Annotated in this window: 23 protein-coding genes and 1 pseudogene; 9 read left to right on the top strand and 15 right to left on the bottom strand. The window is 68.3% G+C overall.

Annotated features, from left to right (window positions below):
• Positions 1 to 114: 114 nt before the first annotated feature.
• A complete protein-coding gene (locus E4J16_RS03280) occupies positions 115 to 1,086 on the bottom strand; it encodes a diaminopimelate dehydrogenase (RefSeq protein WP_136313251.1) in 972 nt (323 codons plus the stop codon).
• A 161-nt stretch (positions 1,087 to 1,247) separates the two neighbouring features.
• Between E4J16_RS03280 and E4J16_RS03275 the strand changes: the two genes are divergently transcribed.
• On the top strand, positions 1,248 to 1,769 hold the full coding sequence (locus E4J16_RS03275) for a DUF4256 domain-containing protein (protein WP_204519925.1): 522 nt from the start codon (positions 1,248 to 1,250) through the stop codon (positions 1,767 to 1,769).
• Between the two features lie 41 nt (positions 1,770 to 1,810).
• Here E4J16_RS03275 and E4J16_RS15620 read toward each other — a convergent pair whose 3' ends face one another.
• A complete protein-coding gene (locus tag E4J16_RS15620; protein ID WP_240038248.1) occupies positions 1,811 to 2,839 on the bottom strand; it encodes a type II toxin-antitoxin system ParD family antitoxin in 1,029 nt (342 codons plus the stop codon).
• A gap of 186 nt (positions 2,840 to 3,025) precedes the next feature.
• Positions 3,026 to 3,583: a TetR/AcrR family transcriptional regulator gene (locus tag E4J16_RS03265; protein WP_136193520.1), complete on the bottom strand. Its 558-nt coding sequence runs from the start codon at positions 3,581 to 3,583 to the stop codon at positions 3,026 to 3,028.
• A 169-nt stretch (positions 3,584 to 3,752) separates the two neighbouring features.
• Here E4J16_RS03265 and E4J16_RS03260 point away from each other — a divergent pair, with 169 nt between their 5' ends.
• Positions 3,753 to 4,631 (top strand): alpha/beta fold hydrolase, encoded by an 879-nt coding sequence (locus E4J16_RS03260; protein ID WP_136193521.1) that lies wholly within the window; start codon positions 3,753 to 3,755, stop codon positions 4,629 to 4,631.
• 169 nt (positions 4,632 to 4,800) lie between these two features.
• Here the strand turns inward: E4J16_RS03260 and E4J16_RS03255 are convergent, their stop codons facing one another.
• The 3 genes from E4J16_RS03255 to E4J16_RS03245 all read right to left on the bottom strand — a co-directional run bounded on the left by E4J16_RS03255 (position 4,801) and on the right by E4J16_RS03245 (position 6,685).
• The gene (locus E4J16_RS03255; RefSeq protein WP_136313249.1) at positions 4,801 to 5,070 is read right to left on the bottom strand and encodes a hypothetical protein; all 270 of its coding nucleotides are present in this window, start codon (positions 5,068 to 5,070) and stop codon (positions 4,801 to 4,803) included.
• Positions 5,071 to 5,154: 84 nt separating this feature from the next.
• Positions 5,155 to 5,589, bottom strand: a complete 435-nt coding sequence (locus tag E4J16_RS03250; protein ID WP_136193524.1) for a GNAT family N-acetyltransferase — start codon at positions 5,587 to 5,589, stop codon at positions 5,155 to 5,157.
• Between the two features lie 262 nt (positions 5,590 to 5,851).
• Positions 5,852 to 6,685 (bottom strand): MerR family transcriptional regulator, encoded by an 834-nt coding sequence (locus tag E4J16_RS03245; protein WP_136193525.1) that lies wholly within the window; start codon positions 6,683 to 6,685, stop codon positions 5,852 to 5,854.
• A gap of 113 nt (positions 6,686 to 6,798) precedes the next feature.
• Between E4J16_RS03245 and E4J16_RS03240 the strand changes: the two genes are divergently transcribed.
• The gene (locus tag E4J16_RS03240; protein ID WP_136193526.1) at positions 6,799 to 7,038 is read left to right on the top strand and encodes a type II toxin-antitoxin system Phd/YefM family antitoxin; all 240 of its coding nucleotides are present in this window, start codon (positions 6,799 to 6,801) and stop codon (positions 7,036 to 7,038) included.
• Between the two features lie 236 nt (positions 7,039 to 7,274).
• Here the strand turns inward: E4J16_RS03240 and E4J16_RS03230 are convergent, their stop codons facing one another.
• Both E4J16_RS03230 and E4J16_RS03225 read right to left on the bottom strand, forming a co-directional pair.
• A complete protein-coding gene (locus tag E4J16_RS03230; protein WP_204519924.1) occupies positions 7,275 to 8,123 on the bottom strand; it encodes an alpha/beta fold hydrolase in 849 nt (282 codons plus the stop codon).
• Positions 8,120 to 9,124 carry an NADP-dependent oxidoreductase gene (locus E4J16_RS03225; protein ID WP_136313248.1) on the bottom strand — a complete coding sequence of 335 codons (1,005 nt, stop codon included), beginning with the start codon at positions 9,122 to 9,124 and terminating at the stop codon, positions 8,120 to 8,122. Before E4J16_RS03225 ends, E4J16_RS03230 begins: the two co-directional genes overlap by 4 nt.
• A 1,132-nt stretch (positions 9,125 to 10,256) precedes the next feature.
• Between E4J16_RS03225 and E4J16_RS03220 the strand changes: the two genes are divergently transcribed.
• A complete protein-coding gene (locus E4J16_RS03220; RefSeq protein ID WP_136193528.1) occupies positions 10,257 to 10,694 on the top strand; it encodes a winged helix-turn-helix transcriptional regulator in 438 nt (145 codons plus the stop codon).
• A gap of 44 nt (positions 10,695 to 10,738) precedes the next feature.
• Here the strand turns inward: E4J16_RS03220 and E4J16_RS03215 are convergent.
• Positions 10,739 to 11,071: pseudogene (locus E4J16_RS03215) on the bottom strand (DUF933 domain-containing protein); the annotation flags it as partial.
• An 80-nt stretch (positions 11,072 to 11,151) separates the two neighbouring features.
• On the opposite strand from E4J16_RS03215, the gene relB reads away from it, so the two are divergent.
• Together relB and E4J16_RS03205 are read left to right on the top strand one after the other, a co-directional pair.
• Positions 11,152 to 11,358, top strand: a complete 207-nt coding sequence (gene relB, locus E4J16_RS03210; RefSeq protein WP_240038383.1) for a type II toxin-antitoxin system RelB family antitoxin — start codon at positions 11,152 to 11,154, stop codon at positions 11,356 to 11,358.
• On the top strand, positions 11,355 to 11,639 hold the full coding sequence (locus E4J16_RS03205) for a type II toxin-antitoxin system RelE family toxin (RefSeq protein ID WP_136193530.1): 285 nt from the start codon (positions 11,355 to 11,357) through the stop codon (positions 11,637 to 11,639). Before relB ends, E4J16_RS03205 begins: the two co-directional genes overlap by 4 nt.
• A gap of 9 nt (positions 11,640 to 11,648) precedes the next feature.
• Here the strand turns inward: E4J16_RS03205 and ychF are convergent, their stop codons facing one another.
• Positions 11,649 to 12,734: a redox-regulated ATPase YchF gene (gene ychF, locus E4J16_RS03200; protein ID WP_136313247.1), complete on the bottom strand. Its 1,086-nt coding sequence runs from the start codon at positions 12,732 to 12,734 to the stop codon at positions 11,649 to 11,651.
• A 113-nt stretch (positions 12,735 to 12,847) separates the two neighbouring features.
• Here ychF and E4J16_RS03195 point away from each other — a divergent pair, with 113 nt between their 5' ends.
• Together E4J16_RS03195 and E4J16_RS03190 are read left to right on the top strand one after the other, a co-directional pair.
• Positions 12,848 to 14,083: a DNA recombination protein RmuC gene (locus E4J16_RS03195; RefSeq protein ID WP_136313246.1), complete on the top strand. Its 1,236-nt coding sequence runs from the start codon at positions 12,848 to 12,850 to the stop codon at positions 14,081 to 14,083.
• Positions 14,084 to 14,361: 278 nt separating this feature from the next.
• Positions 14,362 to 15,039, top strand: a complete 678-nt coding sequence (locus E4J16_RS03190) for a hypothetical protein (RefSeq protein WP_136313245.1) — start codon at positions 14,362 to 14,364, stop codon at positions 15,037 to 15,039.
• A 35-nt stretch (positions 15,040 to 15,074) separates the two neighbouring features.
• Here E4J16_RS03190 and E4J16_RS03185 read toward each other — a convergent pair whose 3' ends face one another.
• Entirely contained in the window at positions 15,075 to 16,136 is a 1,062-nt protein-coding gene (locus E4J16_RS03185) for a 4-hydroxy-3-methylbut-2-enyl diphosphate reductase (RefSeq protein WP_168709453.1), read from the bottom strand.
• A gap of 169 nt (positions 16,137 to 16,305) precedes the next feature.
• Here E4J16_RS03185 and xseA point away from each other — a divergent pair, with 169 nt between their 5' ends.
• On the top strand, positions 16,306 to 17,559 hold the full coding sequence (gene xseA / locus E4J16_RS03180) for an exodeoxyribonuclease VII large subunit (RefSeq protein ID WP_136314559.1): 1,254 nt from the start codon (positions 16,306 to 16,308) through the stop codon (positions 17,557 to 17,559).
• Between the two features lie 83 nt (positions 17,560 to 17,642).
• Here the strand turns inward: xseA and E4J16_RS03175 are convergent, their stop codons facing one another.
• From E4J16_RS03175 to E4J16_RS03160, 4 genes are all read right to left on the bottom strand, one after another.
• The gene (locus tag E4J16_RS03175; RefSeq protein WP_136313244.1) at positions 17,643 to 18,668 is read right to left on the bottom strand and encodes a LacI family DNA-binding transcriptional regulator; all 1,026 of its coding nucleotides are present in this window, start codon (positions 18,666 to 18,668) and stop codon (positions 17,643 to 17,645) included.
• 206 nt (positions 18,669 to 18,874) lie between these two features.
• Positions 18,875 to 20,545, bottom strand: a complete 1,671-nt coding sequence (locus E4J16_RS03170) for a glycoside hydrolase family 32 protein (protein ID WP_136313243.1) — start codon at positions 20,543 to 20,545, stop codon at positions 18,875 to 18,877.
• Complete coding sequence (locus E4J16_RS03165) at positions 20,542 to 22,269, bottom strand: type 2 periplasmic-binding domain-containing protein (protein WP_136313242.1); 1,728 nt, start codon at positions 22,267 to 22,269, stop codon at positions 20,542 to 20,544. The genes E4J16_RS03170 and E4J16_RS03165 overlap by 4 nt, the downstream gene beginning before the upstream one ends.
• A 12-nt stretch (positions 22,270 to 22,281) precedes the next feature.
• Complete coding sequence (locus E4J16_RS03160; protein WP_136193536.1) at positions 22,282 to 23,235, bottom strand: carbohydrate ABC transporter permease; 954 nt, start codon at positions 23,233 to 23,235, stop codon at positions 22,282 to 22,284.
• Between the last annotated feature and the right edge of the window lie 7 nt (positions 23,236 to 23,242).

The raw sequence follows: 23,242 nt of genomic DNA, 5'->3' as shown, positions 1-23,242 counted from the left end.
ACCGCAGCGCGTTCGCCTCCCAAGCGGCCACGGCGGCCAGCTCCCGCGGGACGCAGTCACGCCGCCCCGCTCGCGTGAGCGATCGGCGGGCCGTCGCCCGCGTCCGGTCGGGCCTCACAGGTAGTGGGCGCGCAGGTCCTCCGGTGACTTGGCGGACAGGTCCGCCAGCGTCACGTCGAAGACCGTGCGCGCGCCGGACTCGCCCCGGGCGGCCAGCCTCACCGCCGCCCGCCCCATGGCGGCCACGACGGAGCCGGTGAACTCCGGGTTGGAGTCGAGCTGGAGCTCGAAGTTCACGGTCTCGGCGACGTCGTCGGAGGTGTGTCCGCGGCGAACCACGGTGCCGCCGTGCGGGATGCCGGCGTGCTCGGCGGCCAGTTCCTCGGCAGTGATGAAGTTGACGGTGGTGTCGTAGTCGGCGAAGTAGTTGGGCATCTCCTTGATCTCCCGCTCGATGCGGGCCAGGTCGGCACCCTCCTCGGCCACCACGTAGCACTCGCGCGTGTGCATGGAGCGGGTGGTGAGTTCGACGTCGTCACCGGCCTTGACCGCGGCGACGGTCGCCTCGACCGGGCGGGTGTACTGCTTGGCGTCCACGACGCCGTCGATGCGGCGCAGGGCGTCGGAGTGCCCCTGGGAGACGCCGGGGCCCCAGAAGGTGGTGGTGGCGCCGTCGGGCAGGACGGCCTCGCCCAGGACCCTCATCATGGAGAACAGGCCCGGGTCCCAGCCGGTGGAGATCACGGCCACGTGCCCGGATGCCTTGGCGGCGGCGTCGACGGCCGCGAAGTGCTCGGGGATGCGGGCGTGGGTGTCGAAGGAGTCGACCGTGTTGAACAGGGCGGCGGCGGCCGGGGTCTGTTCGATCAGGTCGGTGGCCGAGCCGCCGCAGTTGAGGCAGACGTCGACCTTGTCCGCCCAGGCGGGCATGTCGTCCACGTGCGCGACGGGCGCGCCCTGCGTGGTGACCGTGGCCGGGTCGCGCCGGGTGAAGACGACGACGAGTTCCATGTCCTCGTTCTTGGTGATGGCCTGCTCGGCTCCGCGCCCGAGGTTGCCGTATCCGTTGATCGCTACCCTGATCATGCTTCCTCCTGATGTGCTTGCTTCGGGACGATCCTAGAGACCAGCCGTGTTGCCGCCGTGTGACAGGCCAGGAAGTGGTCTCCTCAGGAGGATCAACCGTCCCGCGCGCGTGTAGGGGACAATGTGCCCGGCCAATGACGCAGCACAACGGAAGAGGCAGCATGATCGATCTGCTCAGGGAACGGTTCGAGGCGCATCCGCACCGGCATGAGGGCATCTCCTGGGACGCGGTCGCCGCCCGCCTGGCCGCGCATCCCGAGGCGCTGGCCGCGCTCGGACGCATGGAGGACACGGGCGGGGAGCCGGACGTGGTCGGCTACGACGCGCAGGCGGACGAATTCGTCTTCTACGACTGTTCGGCCGAGACGCCCGCCGGCCGGCGCAGCCTGTGCCTGGATGATGAGGCCCTGCGCTCCCGCAAGAAGAACCCGCCGCGGGGCAGTGCCGCGGGCGAGGCGGCGGAGATCGGCGTTGAGCTCATGGGCGAGGCGGACTACCACCACTTGCAGAGCCTGGGCGAGTTCGATCGGAAGACCTCGACCTGGCTGGCGACGCCGGTGGATGTGCGGACGCTGGGAGGCGCACTGTTCGGCGACCGGCGCTTCGGCCGGGTCTTCGTCTACCACAACGGCGCCGACTCCTACTACGGGGCGCGTGGCTGGCGCGGCGTGCTGCGGGTTTAGCGGTCGCGCTCAGCGCGCGGCCGGGGTCAGCCGATAGACGCTCATGCCGTCTTTGAGGTTTTGGAGGCAATGAAGGCGTCAAAGTCTAAGGGCTCAGCAGGCCCACTCGCCTCGCCTTCCGCAAGCGCCTCGCGCAGTGCCGTCGGCCCCGCCGCGCGGCGTGCAATGGCTGCTGCCCAAGGATCGTCGGGCAGGGCCACGAGCCCATCGGTGGCACCGGGCCAGTGCAGGGGCGGGGAGAAGCCGGCTCGCGCGAGCGCCGTGCGGATGGCGGCGGCTTGGGGATGGGCGATCACCGGCGGGTAGGCGGCCCCGGGGTTGATGACGTCCAGTTCGGCGACGGCGGCGTGCAGGCGCGCCAGGCGGGTGCGACGCCGGGTGAGCTCGGCACCTATCCCCGGGGCGGCGAGCCGGGCGCGGTAAGGGCCCGGCATGGGGGCGGGCGCCCAGGCGAGGTCGAGCAGGTCCTCGACGGCGTCCATGAGCGCGGGCACATCCCGGTGGCGCTCGGCGATCGCGGCGACGGCGGCCAGGTCCGCGTTCAGCTCGTCCCCGGTCGGCGCCGCCGGGCGGACGAGCCCGTGGACCACGCCGCCGAGCGGGATGGGCAGCAGCTTGCGCAGGCTCGCCACCAGGTAGTCGGCGTTGTCGAGGTCAGCGGCACCGGTCCCGGGTCCGGCGTCTGTCAGCAGTTCTTCGGCACGTTCCAGTGCCGTGTGGGTGGCGTCGACGACGATGCGCGCCCCGGTCGAGCGGGCGGCGGCGAGCACGGTGCGGAGTTCGCCGTCGGCCCGGTTGCCGAAGGTCTCGGCGTGCAGGATCAGTGGCGGCCGGTCGCAGGCCGCGAGCGCGGCGGCGAGGGCGCCGGGGGCGAGCAGGCCGGATGGTGCGCAGTCGACGTCGGTGACGTGCAGGCCCTCGAGCTCGAAGGGGGTGGTCATGGCGGTGCAGCGCACGCGGGGCGCCAGGACCTCGCGGACGCCGTCGGCGCGAGCCTCGCGGGCCACCAGGGCCAGCGCGTGCCTGCCCGCGGCGGTGAACACGGGCAATGCCGGCTGGGACGTAGGCATGCGCCCAGGGTAGGCCCGGCGCACACTGGTCGAGAGGGACAAAGCACTCGCGGCGTACCTGACGCACATCGCCCCCGTTTGTGTAAACCACGTTTTCTCCGTCAAGCCGCGCGGGGATAGGAGAGTCTTTCACCATGGGGCGCATCACCACGAGAAGACCTTATGCGCCGATGGACATAACCACGATCATTCAAACGCGGACAGCACCTTGGTGGATGCCGTTATATATTCTCGCATGCCCGCACGCACGTCATCCATGGAATGTTGATCACCACCCTCGAGAACATAGCCGAAGGCAGCCAGCGCTATCGCAGAGAACACGCGGGCAGGGAACCCTTCCCCGCCGCGGGGCCGTACACCCGCGAGCATTGGATACGCCTTCCGGAGCACCAACTCCATTTCGGCGCGAACATCCGTGTTATGGGTACGCAGATCCCACAGCGCCATAGTACGATCCCGATCCTCAACCAGAACGGCGTAAACAGCAGCTATCCCGCTTGCACGGTCCTCACGCGCGGAGTCGAGCGCTGCGGCGAACCGCGCCAAGAATTCGGCTGCCATTTTGTCGGCCAAGTCGTATTTCGAGCTGTAGTGGCGGTAGAATGTCGTGCGGTTGATGAGTGCATCATCCAAGATGTCCTGCACTGTCACATGTCGGAACCCCTTAGCGGCCAGCAGCTTCACGAACGTGGCCTGGATGTTGGCGCGCGTCTTAACGACGCGCAGATCCTCCCTGCCTCTCATGGCAGTCCTTCCCCGGAACGATCCTGCCGTTCCGTCGATATACACATACAGATCGGGTGACGATGTTGCTTATCATTATACTGCATCTCGTTTTGATGGTTGCGAAGACCAACCATACAGGGCACTCTGAACCCACCAGATACAAGTCAACCAACACAGGAGGCCGACAATGGAGGACTTCAAGGTCAAGGGCGAGGCGAAGTCCGTAACTACGAGTTACGGCGCGGAACTTACCTACTGCGAGCGCGGCGAAGAGCACGACGAGATAGTCGTATTCCCGGGCTTCTTCTTCTACACGTTCATGGAGTTAGTTGAGGCCATAGCCGAGCGCTATCACGTGTACGGCCTGGTCATGCGCTTTGACGGCCCCGTCAACGAATTTGATGCAGACGAAAGCATCAACTGGGCCAAGCAGTGGGGCAGGGACGAGTATGAGTTCTGCAAGATTCTCGGCATTGATCGCTTCATCCACTTCGGTAAGTGCCACTCCACCACGCCGGGCTGGTACATGGCAAAGAATCACCCCGAGATGGTGAAGGCACTTGCGAGCTTCTTCCTGGCGCCGCATCTGAAGGGCCAGACCGACAATCAGTGGTTCCAGATGATGAATTCAGGCGACCCCGCCCAGATGATGGCTGCCGGTCTGCGCAAACCCGAAGCAGGTCTGACCAAGAAGATGGAAGAGGTTCAGGCTATCGGCATAAACAAGGCCGACCCTGAGCGGGCAAGGGCCATGGCGAGCATCATCCAGAAGTATGCCGGCGCATCAGAAGGCGTGTGGGACAGCCTGGAGGAGTGCGACGAGTTCCTGCGCAGCGTGAACATTCCCGTGGGCTATCTCTTTGGCACTGACGACCCGTTCTTCAACGACTTCTACGACAGCAACCTATACGCCATCAGAAACACGCGCGGGGCGCGTACGGTACTCCTGCAGGGCGAGTGCCACCTGATGGAAATCGACTGCCCGGAGCGCGTGGCAGCCGAGTTCTTCAGCTTCATAGCAGACGTCGAGGCGGGAGGCGCCAACGAGATCCTCGAGCGACACTAGGTCATTTCCCGATCCCTGGTGGCCGGGCCGCCTCCTGGTCAAACGGCCCGGCCACCAGGGATAAGCCTCGGTTTTTCAGCAAGCGTCCGGGTGTAGTTTGGGGGTGCCGGGACTGGTTTGGTCGGGGTTGGTTCTGGCGTGCGGGTGTGGGGTGTTGCCGTGTGTGGCGTCAACGACGATGAGCGCCCCGCTGTGGCGGGCGCGTGCAGGCCGCGAGCGCTGTGGTGAGCGCGCCGGGTGCAAGCAGGCCGGAGGGGCCGCACTCGATGTCGGTGACGCGCAGGCCCTCGAGTTCGAAGGGGATGGCCATGGCGGTGCAGCGCACGCGGGGTGTGAGGACCTCGCGGACGCCGTCGGCACGGACCTCGCGGGCGACCAGGGCAAGCGAATGCCGGCCCGCGGCGGTGAACACGGGCGAGGTCGGCTGGGACGGAGGCATGCGCCCAGGGTAGGCCCGGCGCAGACCGCCCGCCGAGTAGAGCCGCGGGCGCTTGCCGGGCGGCAGGGATGTGGGCGAGCGGTCTCAGAGACCCGCGAGCGTCTTTGCAGTTTCCCCGCCCGTCAACGCACCGGGATTGCGCAGGCCCGCGCCGGCCAGGCGCGTGAATCCGAGCTTCTCGTAGTACGGCAGCATTCCCGGATCACAGCACAGATCGACGGCGTACATGTCGTCGAGCTGGGCTAGCAGTCGACGCACCAGTTCCGCGCCGATCCCCCGGCCCTGGTAGTCGGGGTGGACCTCGAGCCAGGGGATGAAGGCGTTGAGCACGCCGTCGCTGATGGCGTTGATGTAGCCGATGACGCGGTCGCCGTCGAGCGCCCAGACGCGCCGGTAACTGCCGTCCATGACCGCCACCAGCTGCTGCGGGGAGGGAGGAGACGGCCAGCCGACGAACATGCCCTCGATCTGTCCGGGAGCGACGGCGCCGCGGCCGGTGAGGTAGGTCAGCTCGTCCATGGCGGGGATCCTACGGCGGAATTGCTCCCAGCAACGTATGTCACTCAGCCCTGGGCTGCGCCACTTCACCGTCTGCAACGCCACTTCGGGGTTAACAACGCCGGTTAACCGTCTGCTGAAAGCTCCTGGGGTATACAGCAGAACGTTAAGTAGCGTTGTTAACGTCCAACCGGCGCAGCAGACACCTCGGCCCCGATGCAATCACCACACACCCAAACCGGAAGAACCGGTAACACCGCAGACGTCGCACACGGGCGCGCGGTCACTCCTCGATGATCGGGAAGCACGCATCCGTAACCCAGGTGGACGGGTCGGGGTTGTGCGCCGGGCCGACCCGGTAGATGTTGAGCATGGGTCCCGTGCGAAGGTTGTGGGCCGCGATGTAACTACCGATCGCCGCGGTGACCTCCGGCATGCCGTCATATCCGCCATGTAGCGTGGCGGCCACGACGTCGCGCGCAGGCACCTCGCGGCATTCCAGCGGCGCCACCGGCGTGAAGGTTTCCGGGACCCTGATCCAGACCTCGATCTCCACATCGGTCTCCCTGTACTCCGGGTCTAGGTAGGTCGCCCCGCCCAACCCTTCGTCATGGCTGGGCAGTTCCAGGCCGCTGCGTTCCATGAGCGGCACGATCTCCTGCCACAGTCGGCCCTCGTCGTTGTAGGACGGCAGGACGCGGCGCAGGACTGCCACGGTCATGGCAGGCATGTGAATCTGGCGGACATCGATATCCATGGTCGACTCCTTGAGATAGGCGTTGATATGTTCAAACGCGGCGCTCATGCGTTCCAGACGTTCCCGCTCGGCATCCAAGCGGTCGCCGTGGGCGGACATGATGGCGCGCACACGCGTCGGATCACCACGGTTGGCCATAATCTCGGCGATCTCGCCGACCGGCATTCCGGCGTCACGCAGTCGCACGATCCAATGCGCGTCAGTGAGCTGAGAGGGCGCATAGGACCGGTGCCCGGTGAATGGGTCAATGGCGGCGGGCTCGAGTACACGCTGCTCCTGGTAGTAGCGCAGCATCCTCACGCTGATCGCCGTGAGCCTGGAGAACAGACCAATACGCAGCAGTCCCTCGTCGTGATCCATGCCTCCATGGAACATCCTCACACCGTGTCAGATGCAAGGGGGCGCGTCATCCCCTCGCACGGGCTATACACCCGACATAACGTAGGGTATGTAGCTACACAGGAGGTGTTGACATGCCCTCGATCACCGCTCGCGACTTCAACCACGATGTCAGTGCCGCCAAGCGGGCGGCCAATGAGGGACCGGTCATCATCACGGACCGAGGCAAGCCGGCTTACGTTTTACTGACCATCAACGACTACCACCGACTCGGGGAGACGGGCGCCTCGCTCGTGGACAGGCTGAGCATGGATGACGACGTCGACGTCGAGTTCGAGCCGGCCTCTATCGGTCTGAAGGTTCCGGAGTTATGAGCTACCTGTTGGATACCAATGTAGTCAGCGAGCTCCGCAAGCCCGCCGCGCCGCACACCTGCATGTCCCCGACCCGCGGCCGGAGCGCGACGCACTGATCGCGGCCACCGCCGCGGTCCACGGCCTGACCGTCGTGACGTGCAACGTCAAGGACTTCGCACCGCTGGAGGTAGCGGTCGTCAACCCGTGGGAGGGCATGCCCCGATGAACGAAGCTATCCGGGCAACGCAGTTCCGTCAGTCCAAGAAGGCGCGAACCTGCGAGGCGAAGAGGTCCGGCTCCTGGAAGATGGCGCCGTGGCCGGCGCCGGGGTAGAGCTCCTCGAGCCTGGCGGCGGGCAGGCGCCGCCCCAGGTCCAGCGTGTTGGGGCTGGGAACCATGAGGTCGTTGTCGCCGTTCACCACCAGGACCGGGTGTTCGATCCGGGACAGGTCCTGCGGCTCCTGCCGCCCCCAGCCACGCACGGCCCTGAGCTGGCGCAGGAGCCCGGGCACCCGCGCAGCCGTGTCGGGATGCTTGAAGGCCGCCACGCGGCCCAGGAACTCATCCGCCCTGTCCCAGGCGGTCACGGGGAAGAACAGGTAGTGACGGGTGTCCTTCCGGGTCAGCGCCGCCTTCGCCATGGCCCGGAAGGTCAGGCCCGGCACCCTGGTGATGCCCGCACCTCCCGCCGGACCGGTTCCGGCCAGCACGGCCCTGCGGAACCGCTGCGGATGGGTCAGCAGCAGCTGCTGGGTAACGAAGCCGCCCAGCGAGAGCCCGAGGACGTCGACCCGCTCCAGTCCTGCGGCGTCCAGGAACTCGATAACGCCGTCGACCATTCCCGCAACCGTGGTTGGCGCTAATCCGGAGGAGCCGCCCATGCCGCGGTAGTCGACCGCTACTATCGGGCGGTCCTGCGCCAACCGGTCGACCAGCAGCGGGTCCCAGCCGTCGAGGGTGGCCGCCAGATGGTTCAGGAGCAGTAGGGGTACCCCGCCGTCGGAACCGACCGCCCGGTACGCGAAATGCGCCCCTTGGGGTGTGCTCATGCGCTCGACCGGCGCGTCCACGTATGGGCCGTCGAAGTACTTCACGGCGCTCACTCCCCTGCCTCCACGATGACCTTGCCCGGGGCGGCCTTCCCGGAGGCGGACAACTCCATGGCCTGCTCCAGTTCGTCCAACCCGAAGGTGTGCCCCACCAGCGGCTTGATGCTGCCGTCCTCAATGGCGGGGGTGAGCTGCGCGAGGCGGCCGCCGTCGGCGCGCATGAACAGGAACTTGTAGGAGACCCCCTGCTGCTTGGCGGCGCGGCGCACCTTGCGGCCCATCAGCCACATGACCGGCTTCAGAATCGGCTTGCCCAGCTGTGCCGCGAAGTCGGGGTCGGGCGCGCCAACGACCGAGACCATGGTGCCTCCCGGTCGCAGCACCTTCATGGAGCGCAGGGTCTCATCCTTCCCCAGGGTGTCCAGGACGACGTCGTAGTCCTGGACATGGTCCTCGTACCTCTGGGTGCGGTAGTCCACGACGACGTCGGCGCCCAGCTCGCGGGCCAGGTCGACGTTCTTGGTGCTCACGGTGGTCGCAACCGTGGCGCCGAGATGCTTGGCCACCTGGATGGCGACTGAGCCGAGGCCCCCGGTGCCGCCCTGGATGAAGACCTTGTCCCCCGGCTTGACTCGTGCCTTCTCCATGAAGGCCTGCGCGGCCGTGAGCAGCACGAGCGGCAGGGAGGCCGCCTCGGCAAAGCCGAGCCCGGCGGGCATGGGGGCGAGGTCGGCGGCGTCGACGGCGATGGCCCGCGTGAAGGTGCCGATCCGGTTGATGGCCGGGCGCCCGAACACGTAATCACCCACCGCGAAGTCCTCCACGCCGGGGCCGACCTCGGTGACCACGCCGGCGAGCTCCTGCCCCAGCACCTGCGGCAACCGGTAGGGAATAAGCTGCCGGAACTGCCCGGCGGCGATCATGCGGTCCAGCGGGTTGAGGCCGGCCGCGCGGACTCCAACCACCACCTGCCCCTGGCCGGCCGTCGGCTCGGGTACGTCCAGCCGCTCGAGCGTCCCACCGTTGCGGTAGGAGGTAAGGGCGTAGGCCTTCATCACATGTGCTCCTGTCCCGGTCATGCTCCTGGCGACTAAGCCGTCTGAGAAGGAGCAACCATCTAAGTTCGGAATCCGAACCTAGCCTGCACCGACTGCGCTGTCAACCGGACAGTCCAGCCGACACCGACCTGTCATGCACAGCCTTCACGGGTTCTTCGCGTTCGCAGGGTGCGGCGGGCCGGCGGTCGGCGTGCGCGTCTGGAATGCCGGTGCGAGGGCCCGGGGCGTCTTGGGCGCGGCACCCAATGGGGCACTTCGTGTTTGTGGGCGTGGATCGTGCCCGGAGTCGGCTCGCCCGCGTGCTTAGCGCTGAAGTCGTCCGCTACGCCGGTTCGGGGTTTACTACGCCGAAGAGGCGTACCCAATGATCGGGCTCTGGCCTTGACCCCACTGGCTCTACGTCCGTGACGCGGATCCGTGGACGTCCCCGCCAGCCCAACAACGTTCCCACCGGCCATAACGTCGTCGCCAACCTCAGAACGTCCTCGCAGGCCCCACGACGAGCCCGCCCGGACGCCCGAGCACGACCTCGTGCGCCCGAGTACGACCTCCTCGTCCCGAACACGACCCTGAACAGGCGAACACGACCTTATCCGCCCCAAACCCTCCCGAATGTGGAGGGTTTCAGGCGAATGAGGTCGTATTCGACCGACATGGGGTGCTCGAACACGACCTCATCAGCCCCAAAACGACCTCGCCAGCCCCACAACGACCCCACCCAGACGCCCGAACACGACCACATGCGCCCGAACACGACCCTGAACGGGCGAACACGACCACGTGCGCCCGAACACGACCACGTAGTCGGAGCAGTCCGCACCGAACAGCACCCCAAACACAACCACCCGCAGCCCGCACCACCACACCCACAAACACGAAGAGCCTGCGCACATCCCGGTCGCGAGCCGCGGAGCTCAGTGCTACGCTCCCTGGGTATCAATAGCGGACTCAGAGTGGCGCCGGGCTCGCAGGCGACGAGCGGGCGCAGACGCGGCAAACATGCACGGATGCGCGTCGCACCTGCAGGCGAGCCAACGACCCCGTTCCGCCCACATCGACGCCGCACATACCCATCCAGCAGACCGCGGCGCCGTCGGCAGCCGCAACGGATCAGGGAGTACCAGAGACCATGACGGCACCAGAAACCACCTGCCCCATCGCTTCCAGCCTGGAGCTGCTGGGCGAGAAGTGGACTCTACTGATCCTTCGCGATGTCCACCGGGGCATACACCGGTTCAGCGACCTGGAGGAGAGCCTCGGCTGCCCGCGCTCGGTACTGTCGGCGCGACTGAGGAAACTCGTCGAACACGACATCCTGCGGGCCGAGCCCTACCGGGAGCCCGGCCGCAGGCAGCGACACGCCTACACCCTCAGCACCAAGGGACGCGATCTTGCCCTCGTGCTGGCGGCGCTGCAGCAGTGGGGGCTCAAGCACCTGCCGGACGTGGCACCGATAGCGCCGGAGCCGGTTCACCTGGGCTGCGGCAGCCCAGTCGAGGCGCGCCTGTCCTGTCGCCAGGGCCACCACGTCGAGGCCGACGCCGTCGGCCTTCCGGAATGGTCGTGAGCCACGTCCCGGTCACCGAATGATCCGATCACTCACCTAGAGCGTCACACGTTGAAGCTGAACTCGACCACGTCGCCGTCGGCCATGACGTAGTCCTTGCCCTCCATGCGGACCTTGCCGTGCGCGCGGACCTCGGCCATGGAGCCGTATTCCATGAGGTCGTCGTAGGAGACGATCTCCGCCTTGATGAAGCCCTTCTCGAAGTCGGTGTGGATCACGCCCGCGGCCTGCGGGGCGGTCCAGCCCTTGTGGATCGTCCAGGCGCGCGACTCCTTCTCCCCCGCCGTCAGGAAGGTCTGCAGGCCAAGGGTGTCGAAGCCGACCCGCGCCAGCTGGTCCAGGCCGGACTCGTCCTGGCCATACTCGCCCATAATCTCAGCGTCCAGCGCCTTGCCCGCCGCGGCGGCGTGAATACAATGTATTCACGAGCCACGAGAGGGAGCCGACCGTGAGCACCATGACAGTGCGCATGAACGAGCAAGATGCCGAACTCGTCCGCAAGTTCGCCCAGTTCGAGGGCGTAACCGTCTCCGATTTCGCCCGTACAGCGATCCTGGAGAAGATCGAGGACTCCTACGATCTACAGGAGCTGCGCGAGGCGATCGCGCATGATTCCGGCGAGCGCTTCAGCATCGACGAGATCCTGTCCGAACTCGCCACATGACCGCGCAGACCAGCCCGTACCGGGTCGAGTTGACCATGCGGGCCCGCAGACAACTGAAGAAGATGGACCGGTTTGACGCCAGGATCCTCGCCACCTGGATCAAGAACAACCTCGATGGGTGTGCCGACCCCCGTGCCTTCGGCAAGGGGCTGACCGCGAACCGCTCGGGCGAATGGCGTTACCGCGTGGGCTCCTACCGGATCCTCGCGCTCATCCACGACGACATCGTCACGATCGAGGTCTTCTCCATCGGACGCCGCGACAAGGTGTACAACGACTAAGCCGACTCGCTACACGTTGAACCTGAACTCGACCACGTCGCCGTCGGCCATGACGTAGTCCTTGCCCTCCATGCGCACCTTGCCGTGGGCGCGGACCTCGGCCATGGAGCCGTATTCGACCAGATCCTCGTAGGAGACGACCTCGGCCTTGATGAAGCCCTTCTCGAAGTCGGTGTGGATCACGCCCGCGGCCTGCGGGGCGGTCCAGCCCTTGTGGATCGTCCAGGCGCGCGACTCCTTCTCCCCCGCGGTCAGGTAGGTCTGCAGGCCAAGGGTGTCGAAGCCGACCCGCGCCAGCTGGTCCAGGCCGGACTCGTCCTGGCCGTTCTCGTGGAGCATCTCGGCGGCTTCCTCGGGCTCAAGCTCCACCAGTTCGGCCTCGAACTGGGCGTCCAGGAACACCGCCTCCGCCGGCGCCACCAGAGCGCCGAGCTCCTGCTGCCGGGCGGCGTCGTGCATACCGGCGTCGTCCAGGTTGAACACGTAGATGAAGGGCTTGGTGGTCATCAGCTGGAACTCGCGCAGGATCTCCTCATCCAGCGCCTTGCCGGCCGCGGCGGCCGACAGCAGCTCGCCGTCCTCCAGTACCTTCAGCGCGGCCCGCGCCGCCTCCAGCACGGCGGCGTCGGTCTTCTTGCCGCGCACCTCCTTCTCCAGGCGCGGGATCGTCTTCTCCATGGTCTGGATGTCGGCCAGGATCAGCTCGGTGGTGATGGTCTCAATGTCCGAGGCGGGCTCCACCTTCCCGGCGACGTGGACCACGTCGGGGTCGTCGAAGGCGCGGGTGACGATGCAGATGGCGTCGGCCTCACGGATGTTGGCGAGGAACTGGTTGCCCAGGCCCTCCCCCTCGCTGGCGCCGCGCACGATCCCGGCGATGTCCACGAAGGAGACGGTGGCGGGCACGACCTTCTGGGAGTGGAACATCTGGGCCAGGGCGTCCAGCCGCGGGTCAGGCAGGGGGACGACGCCGACGTTCGGCTCGATCGTGGCGAAGGGGTAGTTCGCCGCGAGAACGGTCGCCCGAGTCAGGGCGTTGAACAGGGTCGACTTGCCGACGTTGGGCAGTCCAACGATTCCGATAGTGAGTGCCACGGGGCGAGTGTAGATGAGTCCGCCCGGCAGGACGGCACCCCGGCCCCTCCGGCGTCTCACCCACGAGGCACCGCCCCGGGATTCGTGTCAGTGGCCCGTGGCATGTTGTCTCCATGTCCACAGCGCTTCCCATCCTGCTCCTGCTCATCGGCCTGCTCGTCGGGGCCGTGACCGGTTATGCCCTGGCAGTGGCGCGCACCGCCACAGCCCGGGCCGGCGGCCGCGATGAGGCCGCCGCACTGCACGCGGAGGCGGCCCAGTGGCGCGCCCGCGCGGAGGAACTGGCGGCCCGCGCCAACGTTGCCGAGGAGCGCGCCGAGCGCGACGGCTCCGTCCTGCGCGCACTCGCCCCGGTCCGAGCCCAGCTGGAGCAGGTCGGCGCCAGGGTGGAGCAGATGGAGAAGCAGCGAGCCGCCCAGCACGCCACGTTGACCGAGCAGCTGCGTGCGGGCGCCGAGTCCGATCGCGAGCTCCGCCGCACGACGACGGCGCTCGCGGGCGCGCTGCGGTCGCGCTCATCCCGCGGGGTTTGGGGGGAGGTCGAGCTGGCGCGAGTGCTCGAAGCCTCCGGCATGATGCGGCACATCGACTTCGTCGAGCAGCGCTCGGTGGCCTCGGTGATCGGCCGCCGAAACGGCGCCGGAGCCGGCCCGGACGGCGCGGCGAAGGCCCGTCCCGACGTCGTCGTGCACCTTCCCGGCAACGGCTACCTGGCCCTGGACGCCAAGGTGCCGCTGGACTCCTACCTAGAGGCCTGCGCCCTCGGCACGGGCGACGACGGCGGCGCCTCCGAGGCGGACACCCAGCGGCACCGCGCCAAGCTGCTGGCCGCGCACGCGAAGGCGCTGCGCGGGCACGTCGACGCGCTGGCGGAGCGCCACTATGCGCGCACGCTTCAGGACTCCCCGGAGCTGGTAGTGCTGTTCGTGCCGGCGGAGCCGATCCTGGCCGCCGCCCTGGACGCGGACCCCACGCTCATGGAGCACGCCCTCGATCGCGGGGTATCCCTGACGACTCCCGCGTCGCTCCTGGCACTGTTGCGAACCTGCGCGTCCGCGTGGGCCCGCACCGCCATCAACGACGATGCGCGCGAGCTGCTCGCCCTGGGCCGTACGCTCTACGAGCGACTGGGCACGGTGGCCAAGCACCTGGACACACTGGGCAGCTCGCTGACACGATCGGTCGCCGCGTACAACCGGGCGGTCGGGTCCATGGAGTCACGGCTCCTGGTGACGGCGCGCCGGTTCGAGGCGCTGGGCGATGGGCTCACCACGCCGGAGCCCGTCTCGCCGGACGACGCCCAGGTCAGGATCTTCGCCAGCGCGGAGCTGACGCGCCCCTCCGAGTAGCACCTGCGAGTCGCTCCGCCCCGAGCCGAACCTGGAGGTCAGCGGGGCGCCGAAAGTGGCTCCAGGACGCCGATAGAAGGACTTGGGCAAGCCTCCCGCCGCGGCCGCAGAGGGCCGCAGCCAGCGCCCACATACCGCCATAATCACAACGGCCGGGTTACATCTGCGGTACCATTCACATAAACTGGCCTCGTGCGATATTTCGCAGCAACCTCCCAGGTACGCCCCGTAGCGTACCTGGCAACCTCTGACCGCAACATGTGGAGGACCACCTTCCTATGGCAGCCGCAACCACAAGCAGCACCCCGTCCGACGTCGGCGCAGCCCAAGTCCCTGACGCCTCCGCGCGTACCGGGGGCGACGACCCCGCCGAGGTGCTAAGCCACCTGAACACGCTTGCAGCCAGGCAGCAGCAGCTGCAAGACCAGCTCAACACGCTTCGGGGCGAACGCGATGACCTCATCCTGCGTGGTCTCGCCAGCGGCCTGAGCTCTTCCGAACTGGCCGCAAAGGCCAAGCTGACCGGGGCGCGCGTCCGCGCGATCGCCGACGCCGCTGCGGACTCCTCCGCCCGCGAGCGCGTAGCGGAGGCGATGTCCAAGCTGGTCGCGCACACCCCCGCGGTCTGCACCACCTACGGCGCGCTCGCCGAGGCCGTGGGCATCGGATCGGCCAAGGGCGTCGCCTCATCGCTTGCCACCAACCCGGCGGTGCCGGCACGTGCAGGCGCCCGAGTCCTGCTGCTGCGCTGGGCCAACCCGGCGCTCGGCGGCTACATCATCCCCACCGAGGAACCCTCATGGCAGACGCAGGGCGATGACACCGCCTCCCGCCTGGAGTGCCTGCGGGCCGAGAACCTGGTGGTGCAGGTCACCGGACCGAATGGCTCGGTGTGGGTAGTCCCCTTCGACCGAGTGATTGCCGACGCCGAGGCGCTCAGCCGCATCATCGGCTGAGCATCCGCCCGGAGCGACGCCGTCGGCCACTGCCGTCAGCAGGTGTGGTCCTGGGCCGGGCGACGCCGTCGCTCCGGCACCTGGCCACCGGCTGCCGCCTTCAGGTCCGCCCGCAGGTTCTTGGGCAGGGAGAAGGCGATCTTCTCCGTGGCCGTGCGCACCTGCTCGACCTCGGAGAACCCCAGCTCCCCCAGCCGTTCGATGACCTCACGCACGAGGATCTCAGGCACGGACGCCCCGGAGGTCAGACCGACGGTGGCGGCGCCGTCAAACCAGGAGGCCTCCAGCTCGCGCGCAAAGTCGACCCGATGCGCAGCAGGCGCGCCGGCCTCCAGGGCAACCTCCTTCAGCCGCACCGAGTTGGAGGAGTTCCCGGAGCCGACCACAATCATGACGTCGACCCGCGGGGCGATGGCCTTCACAGCGCCCTGCCGGTTCTGGGTCGCGTAGCAGATGTCGTCGCCCGGCGGGTCGCTCAGGTGAGGGAAGCGCTCCCGCAGGCGCCGCACAGTCTCCATGGTCTCGTCCACCGACAGGGTGGTCTGGCTGATCCAGACGACCTTATCGGGGTCGCGCACCTGCACGGAGTCGACCTCGGCGGGCCCGTTGACCACCTGGATGTGCTCGGGGGCCTCACCCTGGGTTCCCTCAACCTCCTCGTGCCCGGCATGGCCAACGAGGATGATGTCGTAGTCGTCCTTGGCGAAGCGGATGGCCTGCTTGTGGACCTTGGTGACCAGTGGGCAGGTGGCGTCAATGGTCTGCAGGTGGCGTGCGGCGGCCTGCGCGTGCACTTCCGGGGACACGCCGTGGGCGGAGAAGACCACACGTGCTCCCTCGGGAACCTGGTCGGTCTCCGATACGAACACGGCCCCACGCCTGCTCAGCGCCTCCACCACGTACTTGTTGTGGACGATTTCCTTGCGCACGTAGATGGGTGCCCCGTAGTGGGCCAGGGCCTGCTCCACGGCGTCGACTGCGCGATCCACGCCGGCGCAGTAGCCGCGCGGCGCAGCCAGCAGGATGCGCTTGCCGGAGCCCGCAGTGATCGCCTCGGTACTGGCAGTGGTGGTGTCACTCGTGGTCACGCCCACCACTGTGCCACAGGTGCCCGCCCGGCGAACACGACCGCCGGGCGTTTAACGTGGCACAGTGGGGCCCGTGACCGAGTATCCGCCCAACCGCAGCCGGAGCACCATCCCGCCTGCGCAGCCCCCGGCGAGCGCTCCCGCCGGCACTCCGGCAGGAAGCGCCGCGGGCCGACCAATGGCCCGCCTGGCGCGGGAGACCACACCGGACAATCCCTGGCCGCTGCGGCTGCTGTCGACCAAGATCGACGAGTACATCAACAAGATGACCTTCGTGTGGGTCGAGGGGCAGATCGTCCAGTTCAACCGCCGCCCCGGATCGGGCATGCAGTACCTGACCCTGCGCGACACGGACGCCGACATGTCCATGTCCGTGTCCGTGTTCACCCGGGAGCTGGCCACCATCGAGCGGGCCACCGGCGCACAGGTGACGGAGGGGGCACGCGTCGTCGTCCATGCCAAGCCACGGTTCTGGACCAAGCGCGGCAGCCTCGAGCTGCGGGCCGACGACATCCGCCCGGTCGGAATCGGCGACCTGCTGGCCCGCATTGAGCAGCTGCGGCGGATCCTGGCCGCCGAGGGCCTGTTCGACGCCGAGCGCAAGCACCCGCTGCCGTTCCTGCCCCGCAAGGTCGGGCTCGTGTGCGGCCGCAACGCCAAGGCCAAGGACGACGTCATAGTCAACGCCCGCCTGCGGTGGGCCGGCCTGCCCTTCGAGATCCGTGAGGTCGCCGTGCAGGGCGCGCAGGCGGTACGGGAGGTCACCGCCGCCATCCGCGAGCTCGACGCCGACCCGGAGGTGGACGTGATCGTGGTGGCTCGCGGAGGCGGAGCCGTGGAAGACCTGCTGCCCTTCTCAGACGAGGGGCTGGTGCGCGCCGCGGCGGCCGCGCGCACCCCGATCGTCTCCGCGATCGGCCATGAGACCGACTGCCCGCTGCTGGACCTAGTGGCTGACTACCGGGCCTCCACGCCGACGGATGCGGCCCGCCGCATCGTGCCGGACCTGGCGGAGGAGGTCATGGGACTGGACCAGGCCCGCGAGCGCATGCGCACGGTGCTGCGCTCCCGCCTTGACGCCGAGCAGCGGGGCCTGGACCAGGTACTCGCCCGGCCCGTGATGGCGGACCCCACGCTCATCGTGCGCGACCGCGTCGTCGAGCTGGACCAGGCCCGCGAGCGCATGCGTCGCGCCCTGTCCTCCGTGCTGTCACTGGCCGGCGCCGAGCTCCGCGCGGATCACGCCCGCCTGCGGGCGCTTTCCCCACAGGGCGTGCTCGACCGGGGCTATGCGATCCTGCGCAGCCCGGGTGGCGGCATCATCACCTCCGCCCAGCAGTTGAAGAAGGGCGACCTGATCGAGGGGGTGCTGGCCTCGGGCCGCCTGGTGGCGCAGGTGGTCGGCACCACCAAGCCCACAGTCGAGCCCTGACCCTCTCCCTCCTCCGCCGACTACGGGCACAGGCGACGGGGCCGGGCGCGGCGGCTCATGCGGGGCTGGTTCGGGCGCGAGGATCAGCTGCTCGGCCGCATCACCGACCCCCGCTCGACCACGCGCCCGACGATCCGCAGGTTCTGCGCAGCCGCGTCGGGCGTGTCCAGCAGCTCGTAGAGCCGCTCCACCGCCCACGCCGCCATCTCGGCGTGGGGCAGGGCGATGGAGGTCAGCGGCGGAGACAGCGACTCGTTGATCAGCACCATGTCGTCGAATCCGACCACGGACAGCTCCTGCGGGACGTGCACCCCCGCCTGGGCGGCGGCCGCATACACTCCCATAGCCATGGAATCGGCGAAGCAGAACATCCCCGTGGGGCGCTCGGCGGGAGGGGCGTCCAGTAGCCGGAGGGCGACGTCGTAGGCGGCGCGGCCAGACGGTCCACAGGCGGCGACCACCGGTTCGACGCCGCTCTCACGGCAGCGAGCGACGAATCCCTCGGCACGGCCATGGGCCGCGGGGATGTCATCACGGTTGTTGATCATGGCTACGCGTCGGTGTCCTGAGGCCAGCAGTACTTCTGCGCCCGCCCTGCCACCGGCCACCTCATCGGGCACCACCCAGGAGTAGCGCGTGTCAGAGGTGAAGGCGTTTACCACCACCGTGGGCACGCCCGCCAGGGCGGATGGCACCGTGACCTCCTGGTGGTAGAGCGCGCCGAGGATGATGCCGTCGACCTGGTGGTCGATGAGCGCGTCGATCACACCGTCTTCGTCGTCGGCGGTGTCAGCCACGATCAGCAGACCGCCGTGCGCGCGTACGGCGTCCTGCGCCCCCCGCACCATGCGGCCCAAGTGCTCGGTGGTCGCGAGTTGCCGCCCGACCAGCGCGATTGTGTCCGTGCGGCGTGTGCGCAGGGCGCGGGCGGAGGGATTGGCCCGGTAGCCGAGGGCGGTCGCGACGGACTTGACATGGGTGCGAGTCTCCTCGGAGACACGCGAGCCCTCCGGGTTGTTGAGGGCGTGCGAGACCGTCGTGACGGAAACGCCGGCCTCCCTGGCAACGTCCTTGATCGTGACCCGGTCGTTCGAGCGGCCAGGGCTCATCGGTCCCCTCCTCCGGCGAGCTTTTGTGCAGGCGGTCAGTATCCCCCATATTCCCTGCACCGTCCGCCACCCCGCACAGGTCGCCTCCCCGCTCCGGCCCCGGGGCAAACCGGCTGAACCGACCTCGGTACGTAAGATCTACCGACCTCGGTACGTAAGATCTACCGACCTCGGTACGTAAGATCTACCGACCTCGGTACGTAAGATCAACCGACCTCGGCGATGGGGGCGGCGTCGGGGAAGGATTGCGGGGCGAGCCTGCGCGCGTAGGCGTCGGCCATGGACCACACCTGCAGGCGCGCATCCGTAAGCGAGCCGACGTCGATGCTCACGCCGTCGTCGCCCGGGTCGGTACCCAGGCGGGCGGACAGGGGCTGTCCGTTGACGAAGACCTCCAGGCTGGAACGATCCCGCAGCACCCGCAGCGCCACCTCCCCGTCCGGGCCGAGCGGCACCGGCCCGCACAGCTCCCGGCGATCGGGCGCCTCCCAGGGCGGACCGGGCGCGGCGGAGGCGGAGCGGTCCAGGGACAGCCACCCCGTCCAGGCGTCCTGCCCCGCACGTCCGCTCGGGGCGCGACGGGCCAGTCGCAGCCGGGTGCGCCGCGCGCCGTCCGCCGACACGGCCAGGTCGACGACGACCTCCCCCTCCCGCAGCCGTCCGGTCAGCACCAGGTCAAGGCTGTCGCCGTGCAGGGCGGAACCGGCCGCGGCAACGTCCTGCGCGCCGGCCGCGTCGGCCAGGTGCCGGGCGCGCAGGGAGTCGACCTGCACGATCGGGTGGAAGCGGAGCGTGCCGTCCGGGGCCTGGGTGACCTCCCGGGGTACGGACATGGAGCCGGCCCAGCCCACCTCCAGCCGTTGGGCGCGTGTGGCGTTGGGCTGCATCCAGCCGATGGTTACGCGCCGCCCATCGGGCAGCAGCACGGACTGGGGCGCGTAGAAGTAGTTCTCACCCAAGTCGGAGCGGCCGACGGCGTCGATGCTCATGCGCGTGCCGACGCGTCGACCCCGCATCCACATCGAGCGCAGGGTGCGCGAGGCGTGCCAGGCGGAGACGAAGAGGACATCGGCCTCTCCCAGCCGTATCAGCTCCGGGCACTCCCACACCGTGCCGGTGGCGGTCACGTCACCGTCGCCGACGGCGAACGGGCCCTCGTAGGCCCAGCTGCGCAGGTCCTCGCTGGAGAAGCACAGGGCCGCACCCGCCTGGGCACCGTCGCGCCCGGCTCCCGGGAGGCCGGTTCCCATCACCTGGTACCAGCGCCCGTTCTCACGCCACGCCGAGTGATCGCGCATCTCGGGCACCACCAGGCCTTCCGTGGAGGCCGGGGCGGCGTCGATGACCGGGTTTCCCGGGTGCTTGACCCATTGGGTCAGCAACGGGTCGCCGGGGACCGCGGTGGCCAGGCAGGCGGTCTGCGTGTCCCGTTCCGAGGCCCCGGAGTAGAGCATCGTGGGCACCACGGTGGCGGTTCCGTCCGGCCCCGTGCGCTCATCTGCCAGCACGATGCCGGACCAGCAGCCGTAGGCGTCCGGGCCGTCGTCGCCGGGGCGGATGGCGGTGGGCAGGTCGTGCCAGTGCACCAGGTCGGAGGAGTACTGGTGCCCCCACTCGATCCGCTGGTGCACCGGGGCGTGGGGATTGTGCTGGTAGAAGAGGTGCACCAGGGGCGCGCCGTCGGGCCCGGGCCAGACGCTCAGGCCGTTGGGGTCGTTCATCCACCCCCAGGGCGGGGTCACGTGCCAGCGGGGGCGGGCCGGATCCGCCTGGGCGTGGGCCGCCTGCTCGGCGGGCGCGAGGCTGAGGCGGTCCTCAGACCGAACCATCCACGGGCGGGACGGGGCGCTGGTGGCGTTGGGGACGGTGGTTGTCATGAGCGTGCGTCGAGCTCCTCGTAGTAACGGTCCAGCGCCGCCTGGTAGATCTCCATGAGCCGGCTCAGACCCGTGGTCTCAAGGTCCTTAAGATAACCGCCCCACTCGGCGTCGATGCCGCCGTTCACCACCCACTGGGCGAACCGCTGCTTGACGAGGGTGGACACGTCGGAGTCGATCAGGGACAGGTCATCGAGCTCGGCGTTGGTGAACACCACGGGCGGGAAGGCGTCATTGGCGGCCCAGTCGGCGAACTCGGCGGTTACCTGCTCCTGGCGCAGGGAGGCACGCGGCTCGGGCAGAACCACCTCCTCGAAGTCCTTCGCAGTGGTGGACTTGGGTCCGCCGGGGGCCACCTTCTGCCGGCGCTCCCCCTCCGACTCGCCCTCGGCGGCCGGGATCTGGGACAGCATGCCGGCGTCGTCGTACTCCAGGGTGACGCCGATCGGTCCCCAGCTGTTCTGGGCGGACATGACCGGGTCGTACATGCGGTCAACCCAGCGCATCACGGCCGCCTGGTAGCGGCAGGTGCGGGTCATGGCGAAGGCGCCGCGGGAGATCTCCTGGTTGTTCGACACCGAGGCGCGGCGCACGCCGTCCACGCCCGCCAGCACCGGGCACAGCGCATAGTGGTCCTCGCGGTCCGCCCCCACGAACTCGGTGGCCTCCCACCAGTAGAAGGCCGCCAGCGACTCCTGCTCCGTCTTGCCCTTGGCCAGGTAGGCGGTGTCGTCCTGAGAGAAGGACTCGGAGTCGATCAGTCCCTCGGCGTACCAGTTGTGCAGCTGCTTGACGCCCTCCTTCCACTGCTCGGTGTTGGCGGTGAACACCGCCTTGCGGTCAATCACGATGCGGTGGTCGTTGTTGTCCGCCTGGCCGCCGTAGGCGGCGATGATGTCCCACGGGTTGGCGCAGAAGGATCCCGGGATGAAGGACAGCGGCAGCAGCTTGCCGGTCCCGGAGGGGTCCTGCGCCTTGAACTCCAGCAGGGCCTCGTGCAGCTCCTCGATCGTGGTGGGCATCTCGCGGCCGACGGCGGCCAGCCAGTCGGTGTTGATGTACAGGAAGTTCGGGAAGGGCACGAGCCCGAGCTCCTCCACACTGGGAAGCGTGTAGATGTGCCCGTCCTCGCTGGTGATGGCCGAGCGGATGTCGGGGCGGGCATCCAGCAGCGCGGAGATGTTGGGGCAGTTGTCGGCGAAGAACTCGTCCAGTGGCACCAGCGTGTGGTTGGCGGAGTAGGTGGCGACCTCGGCGTCGGTCAGTCCGGTGTTCCACAGGATGTCCGGCAGGTCCCCGGAGGCCAGTAGCAGGTTCTTCTTCTCCGCGTACACGTCCTCGGTGAGCATGTTCCACTGCACCTGGACGTTGGTGTCCCGCTCCCACTGCTGGGTGAGCTCCATCTGACCGTAGGGCACGGACAGCGCCGAGCGCGAGCCCGTGGCGGTGACTGTGATCGGAGTGGAGACGATCGGCAGGGAGTCCGCGGCCTCGGCCAGGCCGGCGGAGGCGGACTCGTCCGGCACTCGGTAGTCGGCGTCGGTCTTCTTGCTCGAGCAGGCGGCCAGGGCGAGCAGCCCGGCACCGGCCAGCGAGCCGCGCAGCAGCAGACGGCGGCTGATCGGGTGGGGCGCAGGGACTCCGGGGGCGGCCTTCAGGGCGGCCTCGGCGGCGGTGACGGCGGTGTTGACGGCGCTATTGGAGGTGGTGTGGTGGGGCAGCATTTGAGTGGCCTCTCAGCTCTTCACGGCACCGATGAGGGCGCCCTGAGCGAAGTACTTCTGGGTGAAGGGGAGTATGGACAGCAGCGGGAACGTGGAGACGACGATCATCCCGTACTTCATCAGCTCGGCGATGCGCTGGGACTCGGCGTAGGAGTCCATGCCGGTGGCGGAGACCCCGGAGCCGGAGACGTCGGACTGGATCAGGATGTTGCGCAGGACGAGCTGCAGCGGGTACTTGGCGTCGTCGTTCAGATAGATCAGGGCGTCGAAGAAGGAGTTCCAGTAGGCCACCGCGTGGGTGATCACCAGCAGCATGATCAGCGCCTTGGACAGGGGCAGCACAATCCGGAAGAAGTAGCGCCACTCGCTGGCGCCGTCGAGGGCGGCCGCCTCATGCAGCTCCTCGGGGATGGTCGTCTCGAAGAAGGTGCGGGCGATGATCAGGTTGGTGACGCCGATCGCCCCGGGCAGTACCACGGCCCACATGGTGTCAAGCATCCCCAGGTCGCGCACCACCAGGTAGCGGGCGATCATGCCGCCGTCGAAGAACATGGTGACGATGAACAGCACCATGAAGAAGTTCCGGCCGGGCAGGGACTTGCGGGACAGGGCGTAGCCGGCGCCGAGGATGGAGCACACCGAAATGGTGGTGCCGAGGGCGGTGTACAGCAGCGAGTTGCCGAAGCCGCGCATCACGGTGGAGGTGGAGAAGATGCGCTGATACCCCTCAAAGGTGATGTTCTTGGGCCACAGCCACACGTTGCCCTCGTAGACCTGGTTGGGGTCGGAGATGGAGGCGATGACTACGAAGTACAGCGGGTAGATGATCGCGATCACGGCGCCGCCCAGTAGCAGGACGACGAACAGCGTGTAGAGCGGGTCTGCGATCCGCTCCATGAATCGGCGCGGGCCGGAGGCGCGGAAGGTGGGGGCGGCGTCGAGTGCGGACGCGGTTGGGGTGGTCATGATGATT

The organism is Actinomyces procaprae, from assembly GCF_004798665.1.
Taxonomy (GTDB): Bacteria; Actinomycetota; Actinomycetes; order Actinomycetales; family Actinomycetaceae; genus Actinomyces; species Actinomyces procaprae.
This window is presented reverse-complemented; position numbering and strand designations above follow the sequence as displayed.

Bases quoted from the DNA above. Each gene is read 5' to 3' on its own strand.
- E4J16_RS03225 (WP_136313248.1), bottom strand. From the start codon at position 9,124: ATGAAGGCCTACGCCCTTACCTCCTACCGCAACGGTGGGACGCTCGAG.
- E4J16_RS03275 (WP_204519925.1), top strand. From the start codon at position 1,248: ATGATCGATCTGCTCAGGGAACGGTTCGAGGCGCATCCGCACCGGCAT.
- E4J16_RS03195 (WP_136313246.1), top strand. From the start codon at position 12,848: ATGTCCACAGCGCTTCCCATCCTGCTCCTGCTCATCGGCCTGCTCGTC.
- E4J16_RS03280 (WP_136313251.1), bottom strand. From the start codon at position 1,086: ATGATCAGGGTAGCGATCAACGGATACGGCAACCTCGGGCGCGGAGCC.
- relB (WP_240038383.1), top strand. From the start codon at position 11,152: ATGACAGTGCGCATGAACGAGCAAGATGCCGAACTCGTCCGCAAGTTC.
- E4J16_RS03245 (WP_136193525.1), bottom strand. From the start codon at position 6,685: ATGGATCACGACGAGGGACTGCTGCGTATTGGTCTGTTCTCCAGGCTC.
- E4J16_RS03190 (WP_136313245.1), top strand. From the start codon at position 14,362: ATGGCAGCCGCAACCACAAGCAGCACCCCGTCCGACGTCGGCGCAGCC.
- E4J16_RS03260 (WP_136193521.1), top strand. From the start codon at position 3,753: ATGGAGGACTTCAAGGTCAAGGGCGAGGCGAAGTCCGTAACTACGAGT.
- E4J16_RS03175 (WP_136313244.1), bottom strand. From the start codon at position 18,668: ATGAGCCCTGGCCGCTCGAACGACCGGGTCACGATCAAGGACGTTGCC.
- E4J16_RS03240 (WP_136193526.1), top strand. From the start codon at position 6,799: ATGCCCTCGATCACCGCTCGCGACTTCAACCACGATGTCAGTGCCGCC.
- E4J16_RS15620 (WP_240038248.1), bottom strand. From the start codon at position 2,839: ATGCCTACGTCCCAGCCGGCATTGCCCGTGTTCACCGCCGCGGGCAGG.
- E4J16_RS03165 (WP_136313242.1), bottom strand. From the start codon at position 22,269: ATGCTGCCCCACCACACCACCTCCAATAGCGCCGTCAACACCGCCGTC.
- xseA (WP_136314559.1), top strand. From the start codon at position 16,306: ATGGCCCGCCTGGCGCGGGAGACCACACCGGACAATCCCTGGCCGCTG.
- E4J16_RS03250 (WP_136193524.1), bottom strand. From the start codon at position 5,589: ATGGACGAGCTGACCTACCTCACCGGCCGCGGCGCCGTCGCTCCCGGA.
- E4J16_RS03205 (WP_136193530.1), top strand. From the start codon at position 11,355: ATGACCGCGCAGACCAGCCCGTACCGGGTCGAGTTGACCATGCGGGCC.
- E4J16_RS03160 (WP_136193536.1), bottom strand. From the start codon at position 23,235: ATGACCACCCCAACCGCGTCCGCACTCGACGCCGCCCCCACCTTCCGC.
- E4J16_RS03265 (WP_136193520.1), bottom strand. From the start codon at position 3,583: ATGAGAGGCAGGGAGGATCTGCGCGTCGTTAAGACGCGCGCCAACATC.
- E4J16_RS03220 (WP_136193528.1), top strand. From the start codon at position 10,257: ATGACGGCACCAGAAACCACCTGCCCCATCGCTTCCAGCCTGGAGCTG.
- E4J16_RS03255 (WP_136313249.1), bottom strand. From the start codon at position 5,070: ATGCCTCCGTCCCAGCCGACCTCGCCCGTGTTCACCGCCGCGGGCCGG.
- E4J16_RS03170 (WP_136313243.1), bottom strand. From the start codon at position 20,545: ATGACAACCACCGTCCCCAACGCCACCAGCGCCCCGTCCCGCCCGTGG.